Source organism: Limnoglobus roseus, assembly GCF_008254045.1.
In the GTDB taxonomy this organism is placed as follows: Bacteria; Planctomycetota; Planctomycetia; order Gemmatales; family Gemmataceae; genus Limnoglobus; species Limnoglobus roseus.
The window spans coordinates 1,560,014-1,573,161 of the sequence record NZ_CP042425.1 but is presented as its reverse complement, the minus strand read 5'-3'; the positions used below and the strand labels follow the sequence as shown (position 1 = coordinate 1,573,161).

Below are 13,148 nucleotides of genomic sequence, written 5' to 3'. Positions count from 1 at the left end.
ACGCCTTCGGCCGAGGAAATCGGTGCCCCGTGGGGCGAACGGTTAGTTCCAGTTGGACGGGAGGACGTTGCCGTCGTTCGGGACGGCGGCGAGCCAGAAGGTCGTGGCGTCGGTGCCGGGCGTGATGCCCCGGACGCTGCCGTCCATCATGGCGCAGACGATGCTCTGCGTGTGGCCGGACTGGAGCGCCCAGCGGACGGCGTCGGTGGTCTTCGGGCTGAACTGCCAGCTCTGGGCGCTGTAGAACCACCAGCCCGTCGGGAACCCGGTCGGGTAGTAGGTCTGGTAGATGCCGAAGATCGGGGTGTTGTAGGTCGATTCCGTCGCCTTCGCGAACCCGCGGTCGCGGTCGTTGCGGGCGCTCTCGGCCGCCATGTACCGTTCCGAGAAGCCGACGACGTTCGAGGTGCCGTCCGGGATGTTGCCGATCTTGAACATCGACTTCTTCCACTCGGACATGTAGTAGCTGCCCTTGCCGAACAGGATGGCGTTGGCGGCGTAAGACGTGCCGGCCCACCCGGTGCTCGTGATGCCGTCGGCGGCCGTCGGGTCGGACGGGCAGATGTACGTCTTGACGACCGAGGCCGCGTTGGCCGTCGTCAGGTAGCCGGTTGTCTGATACCGCCGCTGAATGCTGTCCTGTTCGACGAACGGCAGGAGGGCGTACATGATGCTGCCGTACGTTTCCGATTCCGGCGTCCCGGTCGGGGCCGTAGCCGTGGCCGAGATGAGCGTGTTGATCGGCGGGAGCTTGTCGTCGTTGACGCCCGCGTACCCGTGGCAGGCGAGCGAGAGCTGCTTGAGGTTGTTCGTGCAGGTCATCTTGGCCGCAGCCGCCCGCACCTTTTGGACCGCCGGCAGCAAGAGGCCGATGAGGATGGCGATGATCGCGATGACGACCAACAACTCGATGAGCGTGAAGCCGCCGCGACGTGAAGACGCCTTGCTCGAGAACATAAATCGGACCCTCAATGAATGACCGAACGGATCGACGAATGTGAGAGGTGGGAGTGAGCGTCTCCCGGTATATGAGACTTCGAGGAGAGTTTCACGAATTGGACACGGAGTGGCGATTTTTCTCGGAATCGTTACTGTGGCGGCGTCAGTTTTTGACGAAACTCGTTGGCTGGTATCTGGTTAATTTTGGTCAGCCGTTTCATGCCTTCGAGAACCTCCGAATCGTGGCCACGTTCGTGGTTCGGCGTGAACGTGAGTTCCGAGAGGGTGGACCGAAGTAAGGGTTGCAAGGATTGAGCTGGGCAGCCGTCGCACCGGAGGTAGTTCAGTCGCCGGAGGGTCGGGATCACCGAGAGGTCGCGAACTCGGCAATTGTTGATCGCCAGTGTCGTCAGCGGCATGTCCTTGAGTGGGGACAGGTCTTCGATGGGCGTGTCGCCGGCCTGGAACATGACTAACTTCATGCCCGCCGCGGGGGAGATGTCCGTGAGTCGGGCGTTCTGCCAGACGTTCAGGATCGTCAGTTCCAGCCCGCGGATCGGGGACAGGTCTTCGAGCCGTCCCTTGCCGGGTTCGCTGCCGACCACCGTGAGGGACTTGAGATCGCCGAGCGCGCGGACCGGCCGGATGTCGGCGATCGTGTCGGTGAGGAGGTAAAACTCTCTCACCTTGCCGTCCGCGAGGGCGTACCGGGCCACTTTGCCGTCGTAGTCGGGGTTCAGTTCCCGCAACTTGGCGACCACGACCAAAATCCGCCGCTCGTTTGGCAACTTGTGCACCTCGCGAACCCACGCATCGTCGGGCGGGCCGGGGATCGACTCCGGAACGGCCGGGGCCGGTTCGCCCGTTTCCAACGACCGGCTGACTCGATTGATGGCGAACCAACTGAGCAGCAGCAGGGCGATTGCGCCGCCGCCGATCCATCCGAATCGCCGCAACCCCTTGGCCCTGGCCGGCTCTAGCGACCGCTTGGGGACGAGCAACGAGTGGGGGCCACTCTCGGGCTCCAGCCCTGCGGCCGGCGGCAGCTCGTGGAAGACTTCCAGGGCCGTGGCGGGTCGGTCGTTCGGGTCGGCCGAGATCATCCGATGGATGAGATAGGCGAGCGGCTGCGGGGTTGCCGGGGCCAGGTCGGTGACGGGTGCGGGTATGGGGTAATGGGCCTTTTCGCGGCGGTTCTCGCGGGGGAACGGCCTCTTCCCGGTCAGCAACTCGTACAGCACGACGCCGAGGCTGAACAGGTCGGCCCGGTGGTCGACCTCGGCCCCGGCGGCCTGTTCCGGGGGCATGTACGCGGGCGTGCCGAGGGCGGCGTTCACCACTTCCGGGTCCGTCTCCCCTTGGGGCGGCTGGGCCAACCCGAAGTCGAGCACCTTGACCCGTGCGACGGCCGCCAGCGGGGGCCGCGCCTGGACCGACCGGGCCGCCCACTCCGGCGGGGCTTCCAGCCAGAGGTTGCCGGGCTTGATGTCGCGGTGGACGACGCCGCGGCCGTGCGCCGCTGCGAGCCCGAGGGCCGCCTGCGCCCCCAACCGGGCGACCCACTCCGGCGGCAGCGGCCCCTCACGGCGAACCCAATCGGCGAGGCTCTCGCCTTCCAATAGTTCCATCGCCAGGAACGGGATCGGCCCGGCCCCGCCGGTCGCTTCGCCGACCTGGAACACGGTGACGACGTTGTCGTGCTTCAGGGCCGCCATCGCCCGGGCTTCCTTTAGGAACCCCTTGCGGGCCGACGACCGCCGCGACATCCGCGGCCGTAGGACCTTGACCGCGACGTTGCGGTCCAGCACCTCATCGTGGGCCAAGTATACCAACCCCATGCCGCCGGCCCCGAGCAGTTGCACGATGCGATAGCTGCCCATGTGGCCCAGGTCTTCCGGGTGGCTCGGCGGGTCGAACGGCACGGTATCCGCGACCGCCGCGCCGTCCCCGGAGACGCTCAGATCGGCCCCCGCCGGCGTGAACTGGCTGGCCATGTCTTCCAGCCGGCCGACTACGTCGGCGAGGTTGTCCGCGGCCACGGGAACCGGACCGCCCCGCAGGGCCGCCGTGAGGTGCGTTTCGACGTGCAGTTCGTCCAGTGCGGCCTGGCACGACACGCACGTTTCGACGTGCGCCTCGACTTCCGCCGCCCGCTGGTCGTCCAGGCGGCCGAGCATCATGTCTTCGAAATCGGCCCGGGACGGGCAAGTCGGTCCAGGGGTCATGCCTTCCACCGGGGTCGGATCACGGGTGACAAACGCCGTCACGCTGCGGACGATCACATCAACACGTCGCCGAGTTCCTTGTGCAGGTGGGCCGTCACCCGGAGTTTCGCCTTGTACACGGCCGCGACTGTCAGCCCTTCCTCGGCCGCGACTTCTGGAACGGGCCGCCCCTCGACGACGTGCTTCCAGAACGCTCGCCACGTCGATTCCTGGAACTGCCCCTGAAAGGTCGGCACGATGTGCCGGAGGAAGTGGGCGTGGAATTCCTTCTCGTCGATCTCGGGGGTGTCGGAGCGGGCCGCCGCCACCTGATCGGGGTCTTGCCCGCGGTCAACGGGCAGAGCCGCGCGCCGTTGTCGCTCGACCCACCGCCGCCGGGTCACAGTCCACAGCCACCCGCGGAACCGCTTGTGCGATTCGTACTCGAATTCGGGCAATTTCTGGACGAGGACGGCGAATACATCCTGGACGAGATCGACCGCGTCATCGTGGTGCAGGCCCATCTGTTTCGCCCAGCCGTACAGGACGGGCGTGTACAGCCGCACGAACCGCGACCACGCTTCGCTATCGCCGAGTCGTTTGACCCGCTCCAGGAGGGTGGCGGACGTCGTGTGCATGAAACGGTAGTCTCGGTCGATCTCGCCCGACGGGCCGGGTTTCGGGCAAGGTGAGGCAGGCGCGAGCGGGAGAGGACTGTCATCATACCGTCGGCTGCCCGCCGTGACCAATCCGGAAGTCTGTTGTTGACTTGCCGGCGGTCAGTGTGTTGACTGACTTTGACGGCGGGGCGGTCGGGCGAGGCGAAGGGGCACGATGGCACTCTACACGGACGAGCGACGGATCGGGGTTCTCGGGATGCAGCAAGCCGGGAAGTCCACGTTCCTCACGTCGCTCATCAACCACCTCCAGGACCACCACCCCGGCGAGTTCCCGCTGGGGAATGCCACGACGCACGTCGAGTTCCGGGAACTGCCGCCGGCCGGGGACGGCACGCCGGAATTCCCCTACGAGAAGTTCCGCGAGCAACTTCACGGCCGGCGGTGGCCGGGGAAGACGACGGCCCTGAGCGAGTACCGCTGCCAGCTGGACTTCACCGGCGGCCGTCGAAACCTGATGGACCGGGTCCGGCGGGCGGTGAGCGAGACGCGGCTGATCCTGACCGACCTCCCCGGCGAGCGACTGGCCGACGTGAGCATGGCCGGGTCCACCTACGCGGAGTGGTCCGACGAACTGCTCGCCCTGCTCGACGAGAAGTTCGATTACCTCGAAGCGAGCCGCGATTACCTTCGCCTCGTCGAAGGAGCGGGCACCCTGGAGGCCGGGCCGGTCGTGGCGGAGTTCAAGCGGGCCTTGTGCCGGCTCGCGCTCCAGTACGTGCCGGTCATCACGCCGTCGACGCTCTGTGTCACCCCGACGGGGGAATACATCCCGAAGGACGTTCGCAAGAGTGGGGACGCCGAGGCGCTGGCGAAGGTGCGGTTCGTCGGCCTCGACGCGGATCGGGAGTTCGCCCCGCTGCCGGCCGCCGCGCGGGCGGCCAACCCGGCCCTCGCGGAAACCTTCGCCCGGCACTACACCGCCTACCGGGACCAGATCGTCACGCCGTTGGCCGACAAGTTCTTCGCGTGCGATCAACTCGTGGTCCTGGTCGACCCGACCGTCCTGCTAGCAGCGGGCGTCGGGGCGTACAACGGCTGCGCCCACATGCTCGCGACGGCCCTGGCCTACCTCGCACCGGGGCGAACGCCGCTCCCGACGTTGGCGGACCGGGTGGTGCAATTCTTGACCGCCGGCCGGTCGCGGCTGCCCTACGCTCCGAAGGTTCGCAAGATCGCCGTCGTGGCGAGCCAGGCCGACAAGGTCCACCGGGACGACCGCGACAAGCTCGGCGACCTCGTCCGCGTGATGGTGCAACCGCTCTTGCGGAACGTCGTGGCCCGGCAGTGGCTGACCGTCGAGTACTTCGTCTGCTCGGCCGTCGATTCGTCCGCGAGTCTGGAGTACCCGAACCTCGAAGTGCGGCCGTTCGACGAGAACGGCCGACCGGAATCGCAAACGCGGTCGGTGAAAGTGTCGCCCGTGCCGGCCCGGTGGCCGAAGACGTGGCCGGCTGGTGAATACTTCTACCCGCGGTTCGCGCCGGTCCCGCCGGATCGGGCCGGCCACCCGCCGTCTCACATCGGGTTGAACCGCGTCGCCGAGTTCCTGTTCGATCTCTGATCGGGAAGGGTGAAGAGATGGCCGGTCGATCAATTCCCACGTACGTCGATGACGACGACGACGGTGTGCCGTTGGCACCGCCGATGCGGCCGGAAGCTGTTAAGACCCCGCCCGTCATTGTCGAGGAACCGCCCGAGGAAGGAGACGGCGACGGCGAAGTGCCGCAAGGCGAGGCCGTCGGCTTGCCGGCCCAGCGGATCGACACTTCGAACTCCATCCCGCTGGCCGACGGCACCCTGCTCGCCCGAGAGGGCGAGCGCGAGCAGCAACGGCTGGAAGAGTTCCTGGCCACGCTCGAACCGGCCCCGCCGTTCTGGGCGCGGTGGCTCGATTCGGCCGGGCTGCGGTGGGCGGCCGTGCTGCTCGGCTCGGCCCTGACGCTGTTCGTCATCGCACAAGCATCGTTGTTCGTCTCGCAGGTGTCGGCCCTGCCGGAACCCGCCCGGACCATCGCCCTGGTCGGCGGCGGGATCGTGGTTCTCGCGTTCGTGATCGCCGGCGTTCGGCTCATCCTCTTGTACGTGCGGTTGCAGACCACCCCGGCCTTCCAGACCGACGCCCTGTACGAACTGTCCGCCCGGCAACTGACGCGGGCCGCCCACGCCCGTCACGCCTACGAAGTCGTTTACGACCGCCTCCGGCCGATCCTGGCGACCTACCCTCTCGGCACGGCCCCGTTCGAGCGAAAGTTGGTGCTGTGCGGTGCGACGGCGGACGAGGTAGCCCGGCTGACCAAAATGCGGGAAAATCTGCTGCGAGCGAACCAGACCAAGGCCGACTGGGTCCGCGAGTTCGACCGGCACTTCCTCGGCCTGCTCGACGAGGTGGCCGCCCGCCGCATCCGCCGTGCGGCCCTGTCGGCCGGGAAACTGACGGCCGTTTCGCCCCGCGGCTCGGTCGATGCGGTGATCGTCACCGCGCTGGCCGTGGAACTCGTCGGCGACCTGTGCGCCGTCTACAACGTGCGGGCCAATCGTGTCGATACCGTGCGGATCGTCGGTACGGTCCTGCTGAACACCGCGGCGGCCAGTCAGGCCGACGATCTCACTCAAGAGGGTGCCCACCACCTGTTCGACGCCCTCCAAGGGCACGCGAGTTGGTTGACAGCCCTGTTCGGCAAGGCGGCCCAAAAAGTCACCGGTGGCGTGGCCGACGGCGTCGTCAACGGCTCGCTGATGTACCGCCTCGGCCGCCTGACAGCACGAGCTTTGCGGCCGTTGCAGTAGTGCCTCCGGTGTCTCGAAATCGAAAGGCTGGCTGGAAGCGATTCCCCCCGAAATTTTCTTGCAACCCGTCGATCACGGCTATACCCTCAGCGGGCGGATACCCAATGTTTGGTATTTTCATTCGAGGGTCAGATCATGGGCCTGGACTTTCAAGCAAACTGGAAGGCAGCGAAAGAGCTGCTCAAGAAGAACGACGTCGAGATCCCCAAGATGGCGGTAACCGACCGGATCAAGCTTTACACCATGCACCGGAAGTCGATCGGCGAGCTTTTCGACCAACTCGACACCGCCGTGGGAAAACCAGACCCGCCGCAGGCGCGAAAACTTTTCGACCAACTGAAAGGGAAAGTGCAGGCGTTCGTCAAGGCGGGGGTGGACCTGAAGGATGAGTTGCAAAAGAAGAACGAAAAAAACAAGGCGGACGTTCTCAACACGGCGCTCGATCGAGTCTCGGGCCTCGTTGAGGTCGCACGCGCTGTCGTCACAGAGCTCGAAGACAAGAAAAAACAAACTGAAATGACCGAGCAGAAGATCAAGGATTGGGAAGCCAAGTTGGCAGAGATGAACAGGCTCTATTCCAATAACGTGATGAAGAAAGTGCAAAATATGCCCCTTGCACTCCCCGACCTCGCGGTGAAATTCAAAAACCTTCGAGAAAAGAAGGTTGAACCGGCGATGAAGCAAAAATTCAATCGCTCGACTTTTGTCCCAATGGAAGAAGAATTCCTCCAACTCATGAAACAGTTGACAGATTTTGAAAATTTCCTCAAAGAAGCGATGGAACAGTCAAAAATCTACCTGGAGCCCCTCCGAACTTATATGAAGCGACCGGGGATGGAAAAACTTGTCCACACGGAAGCCTTCAAAAACGCCAAAGACAATTGCGATTCGTCAAACGACCATTTCCAAAAGTCGGCAAAATTGCTCCTTGAGGCGAAGCAGGCTGCAAATTTAACGAAATCCAAGATGACCGAATACGAAAAAAATAACTGATCGCACGAGCAAGCCGAACCAAGTGCTGCGACAGACCGGCGGAGCACGAAGGGTTTTCGTGATCGGACTCCTGTTCGCCACGGGTCTGCTGCGTTAGGGGTGGGGCTTGGCCGAACCCCCTAACACGGCATCGCAAATGAAGCATTATTCCACCGAAGAACTTCCGGGACGCCGATCATGCGGATCGCTGTTATTCTGTTGTTGGTCCTGCCCGCCCCTCTCTTCGCTCAGGACACAGGCGAGAAGGCTGAGGCTCGGTTTGCCAAGATGACTCCCGAGGCGGTGCGCGACTACGAACGCGAAGTGATGCGCCGCATCGCCGACCTGGCGCTGATTCCCCCGAAAATCAACACTTCGCCGCTGCCTCAATACGACGCTGACCGATTGGATTACGGCATGACCATCGGCATGGAGCGGACGCCGAAGGGTCGGTTGTGGGCGTGCTGGGTCGCCGGGGGGGACAGCCCGAAAGCATTTTTCGTTCTGGCGACGAGCGATGACAACGGAGAAACGTGGTCGAAGCCGCGGCTCGTGGTGGACGCCCACTCGAAAACATTGCCGGTGGATCGCAGCATTCTGGTCGGCAACCTCTGGACTGACCCGCAAGGCCGGCTCTGGCTGTTTTTCGATCAATCCATGGACATGTTCGACGGCCGCGCCGGCGTCTGGTCGGCCGTGTGCGAGAATCCGGACGACGAGCATCCGAAATGGTCCGCGCCGCGCCGCATCTGGCACGGCGTCGCCTTGAATAAGCCAACCGTTCTGAGCAGCGGTGAATGGTTGCTTCCGCTCTCGCTCAATCAGAACCCCGGATTCGGACCGTTTAAGGGGGCGTTTCCGGAACTGGACCCGCTCCGCGGTGCCCATGCGTTCGTGTCCAGGGACAAGGGGGTGACGTGGGAGCGCCGCGGCGCGGTCCAGTTTCCGAACCCGGACTGGCACGAGCACATGTTCGTCGAGCGCAAGGACGGCACCCTCTGGATGCTGGCACGGAACGCGAAGGGCATCATGCAAAGCACCTCAACGGACGGTGGGAAAACGTGGGCGGCACCGACGGAGGTGTCGGGAGTTGGCCAGCCGAACGCACGGTTCCACGTCCGCCGCCTGGCCTCGGGACGCCTGTTGTTGGTCAAGCACGGCGACGCCGTGGGTGCCCACCAGGGGCGGGTGAAGTTGAGCGCCTGGCTCTCGGAGGACGATGGTAAAACGTGGACGGGCGGCCTCATTCTCGACGACCGCAAGGGCGTCTCGTACCCGGATGGGGTTCAATCCCCCGACGGGACGATCTACATCTCTTACGACCGAAACCGCGCCACCGACGGCGAAGTCCTGTTGGCCCGCTTTACGGAAGCGGACGTCCTGAAGGGGAACGTGATCGACCCCAAATCGAAGCTCCGGATGCTCATCAGTCGTCCGCTCGGGGCAAAAAAGTGAAGCCGCCGGAAGGGCGGCTTGTCGTGATCGATCAACAAAGTTGGGCGTTCGTCACCGCACCCACCGGAGGCGGTCCCAGTCCACGGTCTGGAACGCCTTCGCGCCGCCGTTGACGGTCACGTGGCCGGCCTTCAGGGGCTGGTGGATCAGGAACGGCTTGCCGATGAAGTCCCGCTCCGGCACGCCGGGGATCTTCCACGCCCGGCTGTCGTGCGAGTTGGCGCTATTGTCGCCCAGCACGAAGAACTCGTCGGCCGCCAGTTGGTACGGCGTCTTCGTGCCGTTCACTTCGTCGCCGCCGTCGCCGCGGTAGTGGATGTCCCGCCAGAGCTTCACGTTCCGCACCGCAACGGCCACGCCGCGGACGCCGAGTTGCAGCGGCCGCGTGACCTGGCCACGCTGCGGGTACACGTCCGGCGGGGCGGGCAGGTCGAGGGGGCCGAACGGTTCGACGCCGTCGATGGCGAGCATCGCCCGGCGGTCTACGAACGCGAACTCTAGGCGGTAGGTCTTCCCCACTTCCAACTTGAAGCCTGATTGCAAGGGCGGTGTGCCGCCGCGGTCGGCGGCCAGTTGCACCCCCTCGCCCGCGGCCGCCCCGATGGGGAACTCGGCCCGCACCGAGTCGAGGCCGTCCCCGAGGCGGCATGCGAACCGGCCGCTGCCGGCCGTCACTTCGAGGTCGCAGGTGAAGAGAAAGTCGTGGACCGGGGCAGGTCGCCGCCGCTGGCTGGCGTTGTACGCGAGCCAGTCGGTGATGGGCCCCTCTTGCTTGTCGTCGAGGTTCCAGTGGCGGTACGTCAGCCCGAGGCTCGGCCGCTTGCCGCTGGCGTCCAGCACGAGGCCGTCGGTGCGGAGGATGGTTTCGTCCACCGGCTTCGAGGGCGTGTCGTTGGCGGCGGCCGGGAAGTTCGGGTCGTCGGCCACGGGTTCGACGTGCCACCGCGGCTGCCACGTGGCGAGCGGGGCGAACGCGAGGTCGAACACCGGCACCCGCATCTCTCGCAGGTGGGCCAGCGTTTTCCGCTGGAGTTGGCCGTTGATGAACACGTCGCCGCCGATCAATTGCACCGCCTCCCCCGGCAGGCCGATCATCCGCTTCACGTAGGGCTTTGACAGGTCCACCGGGCACCGGAAGACGGCCACTTCCCACCGCCGCGGCGAGCGGACGTTAAAGACGTTTTTGTCGACCATCAGGCGGTCGCCGGGGATTTCCCACGTCGGCGATAGGTCGATGCCGTGTTTGCCGCAGTTGGGGCAGGTGGCGTCGGGCGAGCGGTCGCCGTTGCTCGGCTCGCCGATGACGACGGGGTAGCCGCAGCGGGGGCAAAGTGTCTCGCGGTGGTTGCCGACGAGGGCCGGGGCCATGCTGCCGGTCGGCACGCCGAACGGCTCGACAGCGAACGTGCGGATGAACAGGAAGATGCAGACGACGAGAATGACGACCGTGACGACGACCCGCAGGGCGTCGCCGGGCGACTCGTACCGCGCTACCGGCGCGGGCGGAACTACGGCCGGCGGCGGGACGTCCGCGGCGGGCGGTAGAGGCTCGGCGGTAGTGGCGGGTTGATCCACGAAAGGCGGGCCCGTTATTGTTTAGCCGCGACGCGGAGGCTTTGCGGAGCAGAGCGCGGGCCGTGGAGCGTCACTGATATCTTCTAGATCATCAAACTCAAAATCGGGTTGTCACAAATCTAGCCCATCGGCGAAAGCTGCGAAATCTTTTGCCATCACGACCCACTGGTTCGGCTTTCGATCACCCGGCCACCACAGTCGCAGTACCCGCGGATCGAGGCGATGCAGTCGGTAATCGAGCAAAATCGTCGAATCGGCACCGATGCCAAAATCGCCGATCTGAACCGTCAGTTCCGGAACAATCTGATCGAGCGCACCGAACTTTGTGTAAAAGTACTCCCCCGGGCCTGACACAATTCGGGCCACCGTTCGGAACAAAGATGGTGGGTAAGGGTAAATCGCCGATTCTTCAGCGGCTAGTTGGCGGACGCGCTCTGCGGACACGTTCAGTTTCGTGATCCCTTGCGGGTCGCGCGGCCACTTCCCTGCATCCACCGCGGCCAGCAATCGCTCCGGGATTGGAAGGCCGTCGACGAGCATCATGTCTCCGTTCTACGCTCCGCAAAGCCTCCGGATCGCAGCTAAACTTAATCGTCCTCCAGTACCGCGAGGAACGCTTCCTGCGGCACTTCGACTTGGCCGATCGCCTTCATCCGCTTCTTGCCCTCGGCCTGCTTGTTCCACAGCTTCCGCTTGCGGCTGATGTCGCCGCCGTAGCACTTGGCGGTCACGTCCTTCTTCATCGCGGCGATCGTTTCGCGGGCGATGATCTTGCCGCCGATGGCGGCTTGCAGGGCCACCTCGAACATGTGCCGACTGATCTCCTTGCGGAGCCGTTCTAACACCTTGCGGCCGCGGCGGTCGGCGTTCGACCGGTGGACGATGATCGACAGCGCGTCGACGCGGTTGCCGTGGACGAGAATGTCCATCCGCACCAGGTCGGCGGCTCGGTAGCCGACGACTTCGTAGTCCATCGTGCCGTAGCCGTGGGTGAACGACTTCAGCTTGTCGTACAGGTCGTAGATGACTTCCGCGAGCGGCATCTCGAACACCAAGATCACGCGCTGCGGGCTGAGGTACTCCGTGCGGACGAACGTCCCGCGGCGCTCGGTACACATCGTCATCAGGCCGCCGATGTTGGTCGACGGAATGAGGAAGCTGATCTTCACGATCGGCTCGCGGAACTCGTCAATGCCGCCGCCGTCGGGCACGTCTTGCGGGCCGTGAACCTGCACGACTTCGCCGTTCTGTTTCTTGATCTCGTAGGTCACGTTCGGGGCGGTCTGCACGAGATTCAGTTCGGAATCGCGTTCGAGCCGCTGCTGGATGATCTCGCGGTGGAGCATCCCCAGGAAGCCGCAGCGGAAGCCGAAGCCGAGGCCGTCGGACACTTCCGGCACGTAGGAGAAACTGGAGTCGTTGAGCTTCAGCTTTTGCAAGGCTTCGCGGAGGTCTTCGAACTCGTTGTTGTTTACCGGGTACAGCCCGGAGTAGACCATCGGCTTCGGCTCCTTGTACCCCGCCAACGGCTCGGCCGTCGGGTTGAAGGCGTCGGTGACGGTGTCGCCGATGCCCACGTCGTCGATGGTCTTGATGTTCGCCGTGAAGTACCCGACCTGACCCGCCCCCAACTCGTCGATCTTCGTCGGCTCCGGGCGGAACTGGCCCATTTCCGTGACCACGTATTCGCGGCCGGCCCGCATGAGCTTGATTCGCTGCCCCGGCTTCAGGTTGCCGTCGATCATGCGGATGTAGACGACGACGCCCTTGTACGTGTCGAAGTGGCTATTGTAGATCAGCGCCTTCAACGGCTCGGCCGGGGCACCACTCGGGGCGGGCACGCGGTCGATGACGGCCCCCATCAACTCTTCGATACCGAGGCCGGCTCGCGCGGAGACTTTCATCACCTCGTCGGGGTCTTCGACGAGCATCGCCTGTTCCATTTCACCGATGACGAACTCCGGCCGGGCGTGCGGCAGGTCGATCTTGTTGAGCGTCGGCACGAGTTTCAGTTGCGCTTCCATCGCGAGAAAGCCGTTCGCGACTGTCTGTGCCTGCACGCCTTGGAAGGCGTCCACGAGCAGGATCGCCCCTTCGCACGCGGCGAGGGAGCGGGAGACTTCGTAGTTGAAGTCGACGTGGCCGGGCGTGTCGATGAGGTTGAGTTCGAACTTCTCGCCCTTGTGGTCGAAGAAGATCGTGACCGGGTGCATGCGGATGGTGATGCCGCGCTCGCGCTCGAGGTCCATGCTGTCGAGTGTCTGGGCCTTGATGTCCCGCTGGCTAACCGCCCCGGATTTCAGCAGGAACTGGTCCGCGAGGGTGCTCTTCCCGTGGTCAATGTGGGCGATGATGCAGAAGTTACGAATCAGGCGGGTCGGCGTCGGCATGGTGTGTGGCTCGGGGTCCGTGAGCGGTGGCGTACCAGTGTAGCTTATCAGCGCCGGGAAATAGGGGTAGGCGCACTCCTTTGCCTCCCGACCGTGCGCCGGCGACTATTTTACCCATCTTCCTTGACCGGCCCCGCATCTTCTTC

At 64.7% G+C, this 13,148-nt stretch carries 10 protein-coding genes; 4 read left to right on the top strand and 6 right to left on the bottom strand.

The features are described 5' to 3' along the window. Positions 1-42: 42 nt before the first annotated feature. From PX52LOC_RS06450 to PX52LOC_RS06440, 3 genes are all read right to left on the bottom strand, one after another. The gene (locus PX52LOC_RS06450; protein WP_149115428.1) at positions 43-957 is read right to left on the bottom strand and encodes a DUF1559 family PulG-like putative transporter; all 915 of its coding nucleotides are present in this window, start codon (positions 955-957) and stop codon (positions 43-45) included. 131 nt (positions 958-1,088) lie between these two features. Next, positions 1,089-3,164 (bottom strand): serine/threonine-protein kinase, encoded by a 2,076-nt coding sequence (locus PX52LOC_RS06445; RefSeq protein WP_149109311.1) that lies wholly within the window; start codon positions 3,162-3,164, stop codon positions 1,089-1,091. 53 nt (positions 3,165-3,217) lie between these two features. Beyond that, a complete protein-coding gene (locus tag PX52LOC_RS06440; RefSeq protein ID WP_149109310.1) occupies positions 3,218-3,781 on the bottom strand; it encodes an RNA polymerase sigma factor in 564 nt (187 codons plus the stop codon). 196 nt (positions 3,782-3,977) lie between these two features. Here PX52LOC_RS06440 and PX52LOC_RS06435 point away from each other — a divergent pair, with 196 nt between their 5' ends. The 4 genes from PX52LOC_RS06435 (at position 3,978) to PX52LOC_RS06420 (ending at position 9,037) form a co-directional block, all read left to right on the top strand. Further along, the gene (locus tag PX52LOC_RS06435; RefSeq protein ID WP_149109309.1) at positions 3,978-5,384 is read left to right on the top strand and encodes a YcjX family protein; all 1,407 of its coding nucleotides are present in this window, start codon (positions 3,978-3,980) and stop codon (positions 5,382-5,384) included. A gap of 17 nt (positions 5,385-5,401) precedes the next feature. Then, positions 5,402-6,610 (top strand): DUF697 domain-containing protein, encoded by a 1,209-nt coding sequence (locus tag PX52LOC_RS06430; protein WP_149109308.1) that lies wholly within the window; start codon positions 5,402-5,404, stop codon positions 6,608-6,610. A gap of 135 nt (positions 6,611-6,745) precedes the next feature. Further along, the gene (locus PX52LOC_RS06425; RefSeq protein ID WP_149109307.1) at positions 6,746-7,603 is read left to right on the top strand and encodes a hypothetical protein; all 858 of its coding nucleotides are present in this window, start codon (positions 6,746-6,748) and stop codon (positions 7,601-7,603) included. Positions 7,604-7,780: 177 nt separating this feature from the next. Next, the gene (locus PX52LOC_RS06420) at positions 7,781-9,037 is read left to right on the top strand and encodes a sialidase family protein (protein ID WP_149109306.1); all 1,257 of its coding nucleotides are present in this window, start codon (positions 7,781-7,783) and stop codon (positions 9,035-9,037) included. Between the two features lie 51 nt (positions 9,038-9,088). Here the strand turns inward: PX52LOC_RS06420 and PX52LOC_RS06415 are convergent, their stop codons facing one another. From PX52LOC_RS06415 to lepA, 3 genes are all read right to left on the bottom strand, one after another. After that, on the bottom strand, positions 9,089-10,612 hold the full coding sequence (locus PX52LOC_RS06415) for a S26 family signal peptidase (RefSeq protein ID WP_149109305.1): 1,524 nt from the start codon (positions 10,610-10,612) through the stop codon (positions 9,089-9,091). Between the two features lie 111 nt (positions 10,613-10,723). Beyond that, positions 10,724-11,155 (bottom strand): hypothetical protein, encoded by a 432-nt coding sequence (locus PX52LOC_RS06410; RefSeq protein WP_149109304.1) that lies wholly within the window; start codon positions 11,153-11,155, stop codon positions 10,724-10,726. Positions 11,156-11,199: 44 nt separating this feature from the next. Further along, entirely contained in the window at positions 11,200-13,002 is a 1,803-nt protein-coding gene (gene lepA / locus PX52LOC_RS06405) for a translation elongation factor 4 (protein WP_149109303.1), read from the bottom strand. Positions 13,003-13,148 lie beyond the last annotated feature (146 nt).

Excerpts from the sequence above, each read along its gene's own strand:
- lepA (WP_149109303.1), bottom strand. The coding sequence starts at position 13,002 with ATGCCGACGCCGACCCGCCTGATTCGTAACTTCTGCATCATCGCCCAC.
- PX52LOC_RS06450 (WP_149115428.1), bottom strand. The coding sequence starts at position 957 with ATGTTCTCGAGCAAGGCGTCTTCACGTCGCGGCGGCTTCACGCTCATC.
- PX52LOC_RS06420 (WP_149109306.1), top strand. The coding sequence starts at position 7,781 with ATGCGGATCGCTGTTATTCTGTTGTTGGTCCTGCCCGCCCCTCTCTTC.
- PX52LOC_RS06440 (WP_149109310.1), bottom strand. The coding sequence starts at position 3,781 with ATGCACACGACGTCCGCCACCCTCCTGGAGCGGGTCAAACGACTCGGC.
- PX52LOC_RS06410 (WP_149109304.1), bottom strand. The coding sequence starts at position 11,155 with ATGATGCTCGTCGACGGCCTTCCAATCCCGGAGCGATTGCTGGCCGCG.
- PX52LOC_RS06425 (WP_149109307.1), top strand. The coding sequence starts at position 6,746 with ATGGGCCTGGACTTTCAAGCAAACTGGAAGGCAGCGAAAGAGCTGCTC.
- PX52LOC_RS06435 (WP_149109309.1), top strand. The coding sequence starts at position 3,978 with ATGGCACTCTACACGGACGAGCGACGGATCGGGGTTCTCGGGATGCAG.
- PX52LOC_RS06430 (WP_149109308.1), top strand. The coding sequence starts at position 5,402 with ATGGCCGGTCGATCAATTCCCACGTACGTCGATGACGACGACGACGGT.
- PX52LOC_RS06445 (WP_149109311.1), bottom strand. The coding sequence starts at position 3,164 with ATGACCCCTGGACCGACTTGCCCGTCCCGGGCCGATTTCGAAGACATG.